At 44.8% G+C, this 13,847-nt stretch carries 12 protein-coding genes; 4 read left to right on the forward strand and 8 right to left on the reverse strand.

Annotation, left to right across the window (positions count from 1 at the left end; translation table 11 throughout):
- On the forward strand, positions 1-705 hold the full coding sequence (locus A3762_RS08880; protein WP_197469158.1) for a 3-deoxy-D-manno-octulosonic acid kinase: 705 nt from the start codon (positions 1-3) through the stop codon (positions 703-705).
- On the opposite strand, the gene A3762_RS08885 is transcribed toward A3762_RS08880, so the two are convergent.
- Complete coding sequence (locus tag A3762_RS08885) at positions 690-1,436, reverse strand: hypothetical protein (RefSeq protein WP_082869027.1); 747 nt, start codon at positions 1,434-1,436, stop codon at positions 690-692. The genes A3762_RS08880 and A3762_RS08885 overlap by 16 nt on opposite strands.
- 7 nt (positions 1,437-1,443) lie before the next feature.
- Positions 1,444-2,337, reverse strand: a complete 894-nt coding sequence (locus tag A3762_RS08890) for a lysophospholipid acyltransferase family protein (protein ID WP_068755001.1) — start codon at positions 2,335-2,337, stop codon at positions 1,444-1,446.
- 110 nt (positions 2,338-2,447) lie between these two features.
- Between A3762_RS08890 and A3762_RS25800 the strand changes: the two genes are divergently transcribed.
- From A3762_RS25800 to A3762_RS08905, 3 genes are read left to right on the forward strand one after another with little or no spacing between them, the layout of a single operon-like run.
- A complete protein-coding gene (locus tag A3762_RS25800; RefSeq protein WP_082869028.1) occupies positions 2,448-4,148 on the forward strand; it encodes a glycosyltransferase in 1,701 nt (566 codons plus the stop codon).
- Positions 4,145-4,714, forward strand: coding sequence for a D-glycero-beta-D-manno-heptose 1,7-bisphosphate 7-phosphatase (locus A3762_RS08900; RefSeq protein ID WP_068475301.1), 570 nt, complete (start codon positions 4,145-4,147; stop codon positions 4,712-4,714). The genes A3762_RS25800 and A3762_RS08900 overlap by 4 nt, the downstream gene beginning before the upstream one ends.
- A gap of 43 nt (positions 4,715-4,757) precedes the next feature.
- Positions 4,758-5,345, forward strand: coding sequence for an SIS domain-containing protein (locus A3762_RS08905; RefSeq protein ID WP_068475299.1), 588 nt, complete (start codon positions 4,758-4,760; stop codon positions 5,343-5,345).
- A 239-nt stretch (positions 5,346-5,584) separates the two neighbouring features.
- On the opposite strand, the gene waaF is transcribed toward A3762_RS08905, so the two are convergent.
- The 6 genes from waaF to A3762_RS08935 form a co-directional block, all read right to left on the reverse strand.
- A complete protein-coding gene (gene waaF, locus A3762_RS08910) occupies positions 5,585-6,595 on the reverse strand; it encodes a lipopolysaccharide heptosyltransferase II (RefSeq protein ID WP_068475297.1) in 1,011 nt (336 codons plus the stop codon).
- 29 nt (positions 6,596-6,624) lie between these two features.
- Positions 6,625-7,545 (reverse strand): branched-chain amino acid transaminase, encoded by a 921-nt coding sequence (locus tag A3762_RS08915; RefSeq protein ID WP_068475295.1) that lies wholly within the window; start codon positions 7,543-7,545, stop codon positions 6,625-6,627.
- Between the two features lie 147 nt (positions 7,546-7,692).
- Positions 7,693-10,596, reverse strand: coding sequence for a bifunctional [glutamate--ammonia ligase]-adenylyl-L-tyrosine phosphorylase/[glutamate--ammonia-ligase] adenylyltransferase (gene glnE, locus A3762_RS08920; RefSeq protein WP_068475293.1), 2,904 nt, complete (start codon positions 10,594-10,596; stop codon positions 7,693-7,695).
- 115 nt (positions 10,597-10,711) lie between these two features.
- Positions 10,712-11,623, reverse strand: a complete 912-nt coding sequence (locus A3762_RS08925; RefSeq protein WP_068475291.1) for a DUF547 domain-containing protein — start codon at positions 11,621-11,623, stop codon at positions 10,712-10,714.
- Between the two features lie 3 nt (positions 11,624-11,626).
- Positions 11,627-12,289 (reverse strand): CYTH domain-containing protein, encoded by a 663-nt coding sequence (locus tag A3762_RS08930; RefSeq protein WP_068475289.1) that lies wholly within the window; start codon positions 12,287-12,289, stop codon positions 11,627-11,629.
- Between the two features lie 103 nt (positions 12,290-12,392).
- Complete coding sequence (locus tag A3762_RS08935; protein WP_068475287.1) at positions 12,393-13,343, reverse strand: porin; 951 nt, start codon at positions 13,341-13,343, stop codon at positions 12,393-12,395.
- Between the last annotated feature and the right edge of the window lie 504 nt (positions 13,344-13,847).

The following is a 13,847-nucleotide window of genomic DNA, read 5'->3' on the forward strand; positions in this document are numbered from 1 at the left end:
ATGCTGAAAAACACCTTCATTAAAGTTAATCATGGAATTTTCCATGAACAAAAAACCGAATACTTTGACCCTAAGTATTGGCAAAGTATTCATGCAGTTGAAGGTCATGAATCTGGCAGAGGAACAACCTGGTTTGTGCGCCATAACGAGTATGCACTTGTGTTGCGCCACTATTATCGAGGCGGGCTAATTAGCCGCTTTAATCGTGATCACTATTTATTCTTTTCGTTTGATAAAACACGATCTATCAAAGAGTTCCGAATACTACAGAAACTCCATGATGCAGGACTACCCGTTCCAGAGCCTGCGGGCGCGCGCGTTATTAAAAGAGGACGTCACTATACGGCAGACCTTCTCACGAAACGCATCGACACAGCAGAAGACCTTCTCAAAGTACTGCAAGAACCTGCAAGCAACCAACTTATTAAAGACTTGGCCTATTGCATTGCAGACCTGCACAAGCATGGCGTCTTCCACCCCGACCTAAATATTCAGAACATTCTGGTAGATGCTCAGAAAAAGGTTTGGGTCATCGACTTTGACCAAGCTAAAATCTTTAAACTGAAAGAACGACACCGAATGCGCATGATCGAACGTCTAGAGCGCAGCTTCATCAAAGAACATGTTCGACATGGAATTATTTGGACCGAAGCAAACTGGACCCAGTTTATGGAGCACTACGAGTACGCTTACTCACGCCAATAATCGGCAATCCAAGGACAAGGCTTTAAACCCTTCCACCAGCGTTTTAATGCAGGTAATGACTTCCCCCAATCACCTTTAATCGCATCCGGCGGGTTTGGCCGACCATGAAACACAATGACCTTGGCCCCCTCGGGTTTATCATAGGGCTTGCTCGTAAAACGACGCCAATCACTATGCATCACATGTTTTTTAAAGCTCACGCAATAACTTGGGTCAAAGTAAGCGCCATTAACGCACAAACGCTCCGCAATAAACGCTTGCTCAGTTACGTAAGTCTTCAATATCGTCTCAGAATCAGACAAGTACTCGTCTAATACAGGTTTGGCAAAGTCACTGTCATAACGCATTAAAGACGCCTGACCATTACCAGGTTGATACCAATTTTCTAGCATCAAAAAAGGCGCATCACCTTCAAAGAGCTCATCAATGGCACTCAATATAACAAGGTCTAAATCTAAGAATAAAATACGGCCGTTTAGGCCCAACTTACCCGCATCAAACAAGGCTAATTTGCGCCATGCTGAGCAGTATCTCGCATACTTCCATTCAGGTTCTGGAAAATCTGGCAAAGGCTGGCAATCAACCTCGGATCGAATGCCGGTCGAATTATCCGTTAGACAAACAAAGCGAAAATCGCCCTGTAGATTACGCCTAATCATTGCGTAGAGATTGTTGACGTATTGAGGGCCGTACATCTCACCCCACTTCAAACAGACAATTGTTCGTTGCATACGCGAGCTATCCGTAGGTATGTCGACTTCCCTTTCGTGCGTCTTTGAAACGCTTATATTCCCATTGATATTGTTCGGGTCTATCACGCACACAGGTCTCTACTGTTCGATTCATAGCAGCAACCGAGGTATATAAGTCATCACTATAAATATCCGGATCTGCCTTTCTAAAGATCAAGTCAAATCCCGTACCGTCCTCACGGCGCATCGCAACCAGACTTAATACCAAGCAGTCTGTCTTTTCGATCAAACGCGACACCAGCTTGACAGAATTCGCTTCGACCCCCATGAATGGTGCGAAAATACCGCCGCTGCCTTGAGGAACCTGATCAGGTAATACACCAACCATTCCTTGCTCACGCAAAATCGAGAACAAACGAATCACCCCACGTTTCGTGGTGGGCACTAACTCTGAGCCATGACGACCACGCACTTTAGACATGTAGTCTTCTAAAGGCTTTATTTTAGGGGGGCGATATAAGGCAGCCATGGGGCGTAATGTAGATAAATACAAACCAACCAATTCCCAATTGCCATGGTGCGGCGCAAGAACGATCAACCCTTTGTTTTGCTCTGACGCCATATCGAATAACTCTTTGCCCTGAACAGACTTAACTAAACCTAGCGCTTTCTCTGTAGGCCATTCCCACATTGCGCCAAACTCAGCAAAAAGCTTTGCGGTTTCTGTTAAGCTAGCTTTGATGAGTGCTTGTTGCTGTTCTTGTTCTAAGTCTGGGAATGCAAGCTCTACATTGACTTTAGTCACCCGCGTAAGACTAGAGTCACCGAGCCACAACGCTCGTCCAATGACACGCCCAAGCTTTTGCGTTGAGGAGTAAGACAGTAACGACAGCAACTTCAAAATGCGCGTCACTAACCAAGCGATGAGTTTATCTTTCATATAATTGAGAAACAGACAGATAGAAACAAGAAATTGGCTGTGCAGTTTAGAGCATATACCATTGAATTACAGCCTATAGTCAACGCAACCGTGATAATTCGAATTTCTTTATGAGTCAAACACGCATTCTCTTACTCTGCCTATCAAAGCCTAATCAAAACGGTTTGTTACAAGGTGGCATGGAGCAGCAAATACTCAAGTTGATCGCACACTTCAATTCGCATAATGATTCGATCCTCAGTCTTGTTGCGCACCAAGCATTGTGTGAACAAGTGCCGCAACAAACCTTCTCTGTCGACAGCACGCTTTCACGCAAAAACCCCCAACTTTCTCAATCCGTACAAGAAGCCATTGACGCTTTCAAACCCGATATCATTCACTGTCATGGATTAAAGTCTGTCGAACTGATCAATGCCTTAAAGCTCTCTAGAAGCATCAAAAAACTTGTCACTATCCACGGTTTCAAAGAAAACTATCCTTCAGTGAAACACGTTGATGCAGTGATCGCAGTTAGTCGTGACATTCAAACACAACTACAAAAACAAGCCGTCACCAGCACCTGCATTGAGAATGGCATAGATCTTTTTAACGCGGATTCAGGCATCTTGCGGGCCAAACTAATAGCCAATTATGATTTGAACCCTGATTGGCCAATATTGATTTGCATTGGAAGGCTTGCAAAGGTCAAAGCATATTCAAACGTGATGAAAGCCTGCCAGACTTTGCCCGTTAATCTAATCATTGTTGGCGATGGCCCAGAAAAAAAAGCGTTAAAAGAATACGAGTCAGAACATATTAAGCTTATCGGCCACCAACATAACGCGCGACGATTTCTCTACGGAGCCGATGCACTTGTTATTAACTCGACCCGGGAAGGATTGAGTTTAAGCATGATCGAAGCGCTGCAAGCAGATACACCCGTACTATCAACTAAAGTATCAGGCGCAGCCTCACTGCTTCCGAACGAAGCAATTATTCAAGCGAACTCGGTGGAAGAGTTACGCAGTGAAATCTCTGCAAAACTTGGCAATAGTCATACGGTCAGGCGATTAGCGAGTATGGAAAACGATGCATTTGAGTATGCAAAAACACAACTCACGAGCACGCGCATGCTAAACGCATATCAAGACAAGTACGCCTCTCTAAGAGAGACTCAAGCTCAGTTTCTGTTTTTAGGCGACTGCAATACCTGTGGTACAGAGCAACTCAAGGCACCAGTATATGCCGACATAGTTGGGCGCCACTTTGAGCGTTCAATACAGAATTGCGGACTGACCATGTCTACTACGCGTGAAGCGCTCGAGTTTTTCAAAGACTACGAACACCCGAAGATCGAAATCATTTTCATTCAATATGGCCTTGTCGATAGCTGGCTGACAATCAAAGCCGCGCCTTATGTGCTGTATTACCCTGACTCATCCACTCGTAGATTTCTTCGACGCTGGGTAAAAAAATGGAAGAAATACGGTCGAAAAATAGGGATAGGCAAACTATTTGGCATGCAAAACCAAGTTCCTTTGAACGAATACAAAGAAAATATAGAAACCATCATCAATAAAACGCAGTCCTCCGTGGTGTTGATCGAAACAGCCCCCAATCACGATAAATCTCGCAACCAAGCGATTAAAGCTTATAATGTCGCTCTCGCCGAACTGGCTCAAAAACACAGCAAGACCTCTCTCATAAAATGCTACGACGTATTTGAACGCAATATGCAAACACACTACGACGACCCAACGCATTTTTCAGCAGAGGGGCATCAATTACTTGCAGAACAAATCTTGAAAGAAATGGATAAAACAACAGCATGACAACGCCAACGCGCAAAGCACTTTTACTCGATAGAGATGGCGTTATTAACGTGAACCATGGCTACGTGCATCGCCAAGAAGACTGCGATTTTGTTGATGGCATTTTCGATCTTTGCAAAGAGGCGCAACGAAAAAGCTATGCCATTATTATCGTGACAAATCAGAGCGGCATCGCACGCAAATACTACGACGAAGCGACGTTCCAATCTTTTACACATTGGATAGAATCCATGTTTTCTAAGCAGGGAATTCGCGTTCAGCATACTTATCACTGCCCGCATCATCCAAAGTTTTCTCAACCTTGTACATGCAGAAAACCAAGACCAGGCATGATCACAAAAGCAACGCGCGACTTCAAATTACGATTGGCTGAAAGCATTTTGGTTGGCGATAGCAGCTCTGATGTCTCAGTAGCTCGTACTGCCGGCGTCGGCAAAGCCGTCTTATTCAAAGATCCAAATGTGCACAGCGCGCACCGAAGCCGCATATTCCCAGAGCTTTATTTGGAAAAATCTAAACGATTTTACAAGACACGAAGCCTTAGCAGCGTCACAAGACTGTTGTAAACTACGCCCCAAGAAAATACTCGCGAACTAATTGGATAATCATATGAGTCAACGCATCAAAGCGCATATTGAACGCAGCATCGAAGCAAAAACACGTATTTCAAATGATGCTGCCATCCTCGAGCAGCTAGAAACCTCCATTCAACTTTGTGTTGAAGCGATACGTGCAGGTAAAAAAGTACTGTTTATTGGTAACGGAGGAAGCGCCTCGGATGCTCAACATCTTGCTGCTGAACTCGTTGGCCGCTATCGCTTTGATCGTGAATCATTGCCAGCCATCGCACTAACCACTGACACCTCAGCCTTAACCGCGATCGGTAATGACTATGGCTATGACGAAGTCTTTGCAAGACAACTATCAGGACTTGGTCAAGCAGGCGATGTACTTGTCGCTATCTCAACATCTGGTAACTCTGGAAACGTAATCAAGGCCATCGATGTAGCGCGTAAAAAAGGCATCAAAGTGATTGGTATGAGTGGCGAAAAAGGCCAACTTAAGGAAATATCGGACACTTGCTTAGCGGTTCCTGCGCCGCTTACTGCAACAATCCAAGAAGCACACATTATGTTAGGTCATATTCTTTGCGATGGAATTGAACAAGCGCTATGCCCAGAGCTTCCCAAGGATTGAGAACGCTGGACGCTCATAGATCGGGGTCAGAGTAAAAGTACTCTGACCCCAATATTACTAAACCAATGTACTAAGAGAACAAGAGAGCAAACTTTAACTTTCAACCAAATGAAATTGAGGCAAATAGCGTTACGAGAGAAACGTGGGCAAGGCGAAAGCGTTGCGAGAACGCAGAGTTTATATGCGAATAAATGAGCATTTTGAGCTCGCTTTCAACACTGCCCAAGTTGTCGCAGTAGCTATTTTAAACCCTGCAAAGCCGTCCAAACCCTATCCGGCATCATCTCCTCCAAACACTTATAGTGACCAAATGGGCAATCACGCTTGAAACATGGACTACAGTCTATGCTAGCTTTTATAACCGCAGACTTCTCACTGAGTGGCGGTGTGTAATCTGGAGAGGTCGAACCAAACAAGCCAAGCGTTGGGACATTCAATGCGGCCGCTACGTGCATCAAGCCTGAGTCATTGGCTAAGGCCAAATCAGCTTGAGACATTAACGCAACCGCCTCTTCTAGGCTGGTATTGCCTGCCAGCAAACTAACACAATCTTGATCGATAGAATCGGCAATAGCCCCACATGCGGGCACATCATTCTGAGACCCAAATAACCAAACTTGTCCACCTTCAGCAATATGGCGACGTGCGATCTCTGCATAGTGCCTCTCTGGCCACTTCTTAGCACGCCCAAACTCCGCACCCGGACATAGCGCTAGCACCGACTTACTCTTGTCCAAACCGAACTTCGTCATCGCTTTAGCAATATTCTCTGTCGCAGGAACAAGCAAGGGAGCCGGACACTCAAATGCATCTGGCGTTGTTCCCTTGTCATAAGCGAGCCCAACATACTTATGCACCATCAATGAAAAAACGCTTTTATCTAGCTGACGCAAATCATTGACCACGCCATAGCGCATTTCACCTTTCCAGGCAGTACGTCGAGGAATCTTCGCAAACCACGGAATCAATGCCGACTTAAACGAATTTGGAAGGACAATCGCCCAGTCGTATTGCTCTGAGCGCAAACTATGCCCAAGCATTCTGCGAGATTTAATATCAAGCACACCATGCCCTAAAGGCATATCAATGGCTTTATTCACTTCAGGCATTGCTTCAATTATGGGGCGACTCCAAGCTGGAGCAAGAACATCTATTTGTACAGATGGGTGGAGTCGACGCAAAGCAATAAATAAACTCTGCGCCATCACCATATCGCCAACCCAGGACGGGCCTACGATAAAAATTTTCAAATCAGTATCTCCGATACCGTAAAACGCAATTAAACTAGCGTCAGCCAGTCTTGGTTTTGCTCACGCTTACCTTTAACTGCGTCAAAGTACATAGTTTGGAACTTCTCGGTCAATGGACCACGTGCGCCATTACCAATCTTACGTCCATCCAATTCACGAATTGGAAGAACTTCCGCAGCAGTTCCGGTAAAGAATGCTTCGTCAGCCACATATACTTCATCACGTGTAATACGCTTCTCAATGATCTCAACGCCTAGCTCTTCCGCAAAAGCGAAGATAGTACGACGCGTTAAGCCATCCAAGCATGAAGTAAGCTCAGGTGTGAACATCTTACCTTCACGGATAATAAAGATGTTCTCGCCAGAACCTTCTGCAACGTAACCTTCGTTATCCAAAAGCAATGCTTCATCACAACCGCTATCTAATGCTTCACGCAAAGCCAACATAGAATTGATGTAATGTCCGTTAGCCTTCGCTTTACACATGCTGATGTTCACATGATGACGCGTGTAAGAAGAAGTACGTACTTTAATACCCTGCTCGCGAAGCTCAGGTGACATATATGATGGCCACTCCCAAGCAGCAACAATCACGTGTACTTTTAAGTTATCAGCACGCAAACCCATGCCTTCAGAACCAAAGAACACCATTGGACGCAAATACGCTTCTTTCAGATTGTTCTCGCGAACAACAGCTTTCTGCGCTTCATTGATTTCTTCTTTGGTATAAGGCATTTCCATGTGCATGATGTGCGCAGAACGGAAAAGACGATCAGTGTGATCCTGAAGCTTAAAGATCGCTGTACCTTCAGAAGTTTCATAAGCACGGACGCCTTCAAACACACCCATACCATAGTGCAATGTATGCGTGAGTACGTGCACCTGAGCATCACGCCAAGGTACCATTTTTCCGTCAAACCAAATCAGGCCATCTCTATCAGCCATCGACATCGTGCTTCACTCCTTACAGTGGCTAGCGCCTTAGCTAGCTTGAGTTTCAATAATAAAAATAAAAGGTTGGGCATTCTACCAAAGACAAGCGTTTTCGCCTACGAATAAGTTGAGCTGAAAGATAAATCCTTGATATCAACATGGTGATTAACCGAAGATTTTTACAAACGCATCGTGCGCCACATCGCGCTCAACCGGAAACTCTTTCAATCCTTCAGGATAACTAACACCTGACAAACTTTTTCTGTGCAACGCAGATCGTAAGGCTCTATACGCATCATCCAAAGCTTGATACGAAAGTTTTTCATCAATGGTTGACGAAAGTGCCTCCAACAAGCGCACATTATCTGACCAAACTGTTAGTGATGGATGCTCATGCGCATTGGCCAATACCAAGAACTGCGTTAAGAACTCAATATCAATCAATCCACCTCGACCTTGCTTGATATTTTTTTCTGCCATGTCGATCGAGCCGAGCTTATCTGCTGCAGCCGTATGCATCTTCTCTCTCATCACTCGGACTTCTTCAAGCAACTTGGCGCGCTCTCTTGGCATACTCAAAATTGCATCGCGTACTGCATCAAATTTAGCCATTACCCGCTCATCACCAGCAACACAGCGAGCACGAACTAAGGCCTGATGCTCCCACGTCCAAGCATCTTCTCTTTGGTATTTTTCAAAGGCTTTAATCGAAGACACCAACATTCCAGAATTACCAGAGGGGCGCAAACGCATGTCCACTTCATAACATATCCCTTGAGAGGTTTGGGCTCCCAAAATATGCACCAAGCGCTGACCTAAACGAGTATAAAAAAGCTGATTATTAATTGGCTTATCGCCATCTGTTGAGCCGAAGTCATTGGCATCGTAAATAAATACCATATCGAGGTCTGAACTATAGCCCAGCTCAATACCACCAAGCTTGCCGTAACCGACCACAGCAAACCCAGAATAGCCACCTTCTAATTCGTCCCCTTCTGGGAAACCATGTTTCTGACTTAAGTTGTGCAAAGCGATCGATAATGCCGAATCGACACAGGCTTCAGCCAACCATGTTAAGTAATCACTTACTTTCATCACAGGCAAGACACCGCTTATCTCAGCGGCTGCGACACGCAACATATGTGACTGTTTGAAATTCCTCAAACAATCCATCTGCGCTTCAAGATCTTCCTCAGGAATACGTAACAAGGACTGACGCAACTCATCACTTAACTCTTCGCGTTTAGGCGGCGTATACAGCAACTCCGGCTTTAGTAAGTCATCGAGTACAACTGGCGTGGCCGAAATATGTTCAGCGAACCATTCACTCTCTGAACACAACTTACAAAGCTGTTGAAGCGCCTGCTCATTTTCAATAAGAAGAACCAAATAGATAGAACGCCCTAAGACGGCTTGAACTACTTTCAAAACGCGCTTTAACGTCAGGCTCGGCGCTTCGCCAACTGCCAGCGTATTAAGCAAGCGAGGCAAAAATTCTTCGAATCGTTTATACGCAGCTGGCGTCATCGAGCGAAAACGCGGTAAGTCTTTGAATTGAACCATCGCCTGAGCGGCTAGAACTGGATCATCATACCCTGCCCGTTCAAATTCCTTGGCCCAAGCCTCTGTGCGACTTCCCTGCTCATCGTCTTCGACCTGCCAGATCTGAAGCCACTCATAAGCACCAGCATCCTCATGCTCTTCGCTTTGTGCATCTTCTTGCAGGAACTCTTCAAAAATAGCCGATACATTTGCCCGCAACTTGGCTTGCCTGGCAACTAACGCGCCCCAACTTTCTTCATTCATAGCCAGCACAACGGCATCTTGTGCAGCTTCTTCATCAGGCAATTGCTGAGTCTGCTGATCTTTATACCCCTGTATTGCGTGCTCTAAATCGCGCAGGTAACAATATGCCTCTAACAAACGATCAACCCACTCACTAGGCAGATAATCTTGTTCAGCAAGTGTTTGATAAGCGCTTTGCAGACCAGTGTCTTGGAGTCTTAAGTCACGACCTCCGTATATGAGCTGCGCGGCTTGCGCAATAAATTCAATCTCACGAATCCCACCGCTACCCAGCTTAATGTTTCTATCGCCACCTTTGCGATGCACCTCAGACATAATAAGTCGCTTCATATCTCGCAAAGCTTGAAAGCTCGAATAGTCGGGATATTTACGATACACAAATGGCTGAATGATACTCTTCAGCAACACTGCTCGGTCATTTTTGGTACCGGTGATTGCACGCGCCTTCAGCATGGCAAAACGCTCCCATTCACGACCTTGTGTTTGGAAGTAATCTTCAAAACCGCGCAGATTCAAAGCCAAGGCACCGCTAGTTCCATAAGGCCGCAGACGCATATCAACGCGAAATACAAAACCCTCTGCCGTTTGAGCATCCAACATATGAATCAGCTTCTGCCCCAACTTTGAGAAAAATTGATGATTATCAATGGGCTTTTTTGGATGGTCTGTCTCGCCCTTTTCAGGAAAGGCAAAAATTAAGTCGATATCAGAAGACACATTGAGCTCGCGCGCACCTAATTTACCCATGCCGAGCACAATCATTCTCTGCTCTTCGCCATCAGCGTTGCGCGGTGTTCCATATCGCGCAATAAAACGTGCGTGCAACCAAATCAAACATTGCTGAATACACACATCAGCCAACGCACTCGCCTCGGCGAGCGTCTGATCAAGATTGCCAAGACCATTCATGTCTCGCCATATAATCCTTGCCTGCTCAGTGTTCCGAAACACGCGTAACACAGCCATTGCTTGAGTTTCATCATTACACTCGTCTAGCTTCTGAGCTAAGAGCTGAGTCATCAATTTTTCAGATCGCCCTAAAAACAAAGCCGAATCCGGTGACTGCCAATCAACTAATACTTCAGGGTACTTAGAGACAAACTCAGCGACAAAAGGGCTGAGCGCACAAGCTCGCGTCAACGTTGCTTTGAAATCATCAGACAGCAATTCATAAGAATCACTTTCCTGAACATGATCTAAAAAACGGGTAGCGTTTGCGCGTAAAGAGGATGGTTGCTCAACGACAAAATGTGCGAACGACATAGTGGATACCAATGAAACGATAAAGAATACGAGTAATGCGAAGAAGTGTAGCAAAGCATCTCAACAAAATGCTGCCCTGCATCAAGTTTTAAGCCGGAAGAGGAAACCGAAAGACTTACTTATCTCGCATTCTAATTTGGCGTTTTTCTGATCCCGAGAGATGCGCATTGACCTCCCAATCGTACGGAAGAAAACCTTGAAGCTGCCAATCAGCAGGAACACTATCTTTTGGCAGATATGTATGAAGAAAAGCAGTCACCCCACCTACCGGTTCAAAATCCTCCTCGAACCAATCAAGCAAAGGTGTCACCTTGATCTGATTGCCATCAACAACCACGCCCTTTCCCGATTGTTTAAAGAAGCCAAAAGTTTGCTCAGACAACTGTTGCTCGAGCCTCTCGCCAACATAGGGCTCAGATCGCAAATCAGGACATGAAACAGAAGCGCAATTTAAAGCGAAATGAATGCGAGGCTCATTTTGTTTTCGCAAAATATCATGCTCAAGCTTTCGCAGGGTCATGTGCTCGTTATTAAATGTGCCGCAACTATGCGTCCACACAGGACGAAACATATTCCCTAAACCGCGAAGACTTTTCAGGGGCCAATTTTCGACAACCATATTGATCGCCATAATGTTGTACGCATTCAAGAAGTAGGCAATACGCTCCGTCTTATTCGTTAGTTGATCATAATCGTATTCAGCCAAAAACTGCATGAGCGTATCTAACCGATCGTCAGAACGAAGATCGGCATAATTGACTAAATTAAGTTCAACACCATTCTTCTCACCCGGCACAAGGTAATCAGACAGCACTGACTGATAAAGCACGTAAAACTCGGCCAACTTCACATCGCTATGCTGAATTGCATCCACGCCGCCAGGCGCTTGCTCAGCTGCTTTTTCTGTCGCGTTTTCAATTGGGAGATCAGCAAAAGAAACAGAGGCATACAAACTCAGAATAAGACATAGCAAGCAAGCTTTACATGCAACAACTAACTTCATCTTCTTAATACCGCCAAACATCATTCTTTAGCCTAAAAACAAGGCGTACCCACGTTCCGCCTTGCTTACATCATATTGCTCTGATGGCAAGTTCTGACACAGTGCATGCGATAAACTTTGTAAAACCGAAACAGCCTTTCCAGTTCCCATACCAGCCGACTCGGCAGAATGACTGACCTTCAGCTCAATCTCAATTTCATTGATAGACACCGTATTAGTGCGAGCTTGAGATACAATCTCTCCGACATCTAATACCAGCTCAAAAGCGTAACCCTGATAATCAAACTCACACGCTTCGCGTAAGAAGTTCGTTTCAAACACAGCACGATATTCTTGATCACGCAACTGCGCACTCCAGACAGGCGCTTCATTCAACAAAGGCATATCTAACTCGCTCTGATCCAGCGACCACTCCCACTCACCCCGCTGACTGATTCCATCAATACTTGTTCCAGATGTTTTAAGTGTTTGAATGTAATATCCAGCTTTATTTCGCACCCGCAAAGCCATGCGCTGTTTGTGCAGCAATAGAGAATCCGTATCAAAGTAAATATTGCGCAGATTCTTCGATTCAGTGAGCGCCTGATCTTTAGAAGCAAAAGTAGCACCAAGATCTTCACAACACTGTATTACAGCCTGCAAATCAATCTGCTCGCGACAACGCAGCTTCAATTCCAATTCTCTTGCCATTTTCTAATCCAACACCTTAACAACAGTAAAATTTTACTAAACAACAGACACAAAAAAACCGGCCAATAGGCCGGTTCTTTTTAACTAGCTTACTAAGTTAGACTTAGAAATAGTATGTAGCACCGATTGAGAAGTTAGACTGATCCTTAGTAGTAGTAGAACCAGTTTCTTCTTCTGCATCAACGTATTCAATGTACGTGTACATGTTGTCGCTGATGTTATAAAGCGCTTGCAACCAGAACTCGTCAACAGTTTCTTCAGCAGCACCGTCCAAGCCGTTGTCACCAGTACCGTATTGAGCAGCAAATTGAGCAGCACCCATTGTGTACAATGCACCAATCGCAGCGTATGAAGCTTTATCTTGATCTTCGTAAGAAGCCATCAAAGTTAAGTCTTCAATAGCGAAAGTACCACCAAGACCGAATGCATCTTCTGCATCGCCACGACCAACTGCGTAAGAAAGAGTTGCACCGAATGCATCTGCAGAGTAACCAACAGAAGCAGAAGTCAATACAGTGTCAGTAGGCTTTTGATCAGCTTTTTGAGTAACACCAAAAGTCAAACCGTTGAAATCTGGAGATCGGTATTGGATGTTGTCACCTTCAGACATACCAACCAAGTTACCAGTTCCGATACCATAAACTTCTTCGAAGTCCATAACGTCGAAATCTTCAGCAACAGTATCGTCAGAACCAAACTGAACGCTACCGAAATCACCTTTTACACCGATGTAAGCTTCGTCAAAACCGTTAAGGCCGCCGTTACCTTCTTTGTCATCAGCATCGAACTCAAGCTCAGCTTTGAAATAACCTGAGATACCTGAAGCGATCTCGTGCTCGTGCTTGAAGCCAAGCGTAGAACCGTTATCTGCGAACTCAGAAGTAGTATCATCTGTAAGCGAGTCATCAGTAGTGTCGTTAACTAACTGAATGTTACCGTAGATAGTTGGCATTAAATCAAGCTTTTCAGCAAGATCAGATGCATGATCCATCGCGAATGCGTTTGAAGATAGTGCAGCTGCTGCTACAGCTGAAGCGATCAGAGTCTTTTTCATTTCGTCTTCCTTATTGCTAATTGAAGATTGGGCCTTGCCCGCTCGTTCTTAGTTAATTTAATAGCTATTAAATTGTTTTTTATAGTTTCAATGGGAAACCCCAAAGTGGTGCCCATTTAATTTCACACCCATGACAGAAATATTACAACCGAAATGACCGAGCAATTTCTTTCACGACTGCCATACTTTCGAACACTGAGTGCACCAAAAGTATGCTCGTTGGTTTGACCAAAAGTATCTTAAGCCAAAAAGTTCACATTTCGCACGTTACAGCTTGTTTAGAAAATATGCGCTTTGTCAGCACTCGTTTCTAAACAAGAGTATTGCCGCTTACTAATGGCAAGTTACTCCATTTCCTAACGCTTAAGCATTTAGCTAGAACCGTGCCAGATTTCCAATGGCACCCACAAAAACCTACAAAATGTTCATTTTTATAGTCAAAACAGCGTGTTAGAGCAATAACTTAATGCATTCCCTTGTATTCTGTTTAGTACACTTTGTTAC

Source organism: Oleiphilus sp. HI0125 (genome assembly GCF_001635355.1).

Excerpts from the sequence above, each read along its gene's own strand:
- A3762_RS08930 (WP_068475289.1), bottom strand. The coding sequence starts at position 12,289 with ATGGCAAGAGAATTGGAATTGAAGCTGCGTTGTCGCGAGCAGATTGAT.
- A3762_RS08925 (WP_068475291.1), bottom strand. The coding sequence starts at position 11,623 with ATGATGTTTGGCGGTATTAAGAAGATGAAGTTAGTTGTTGCATGTAAA.
- glnE (WP_068475293.1), bottom strand. The coding sequence starts at position 10,596 with ATGTCGTTCGCACATTTTGTCGTTGAGCAACCATCCTCTTTACGCGCA.
- A3762_RS08900 (WP_068475301.1), top strand. The coding sequence starts at position 4,145 with ATGACAACGCCAACGCGCAAAGCACTTTTACTCGATAGAGATGGCGTT.
- A3762_RS08880 (WP_197469158.1), top strand. The coding sequence starts at position 1 with ATGCTGAAAAACACCTTCATTAAAGTTAATCATGGAATTTTCCATGAA.
- A3762_RS08915 (WP_068475295.1), bottom strand. The coding sequence starts at position 7,545 with ATGTCGATGGCTGATAGAGATGGCCTGATTTGGTTTGACGGAAAAATG.
- A3762_RS08905 (WP_068475299.1), top strand. The coding sequence starts at position 4,758 with ATGAGTCAACGCATCAAAGCGCATATTGAACGCAGCATCGAAGCAAAA.
- A3762_RS08890 (WP_068755001.1), bottom strand. The coding sequence starts at position 2,337 with ATGAAAGATAAACTCATCGCTTGGTTAGTGACGCGCATTTTGAAGTTG.
- A3762_RS25800 (WP_082869028.1), top strand. The coding sequence starts at position 2,448 with ATGAGTCAAACACGCATTCTCTTACTCTGCCTATCAAAGCCTAATCAA.
- A3762_RS08885 (WP_082869027.1), bottom strand. The coding sequence starts at position 1,436 with ATGCAACGAACAATTGTCTGTTTGAAGTGGGGTGAGATGTACGGCCCT.
- A3762_RS08935 (WP_068475287.1), bottom strand. The coding sequence starts at position 13,343 with ATGAAAAAGACTCTGATCGCTTCAGCTGTAGCAGCAGCTGCACTATCT.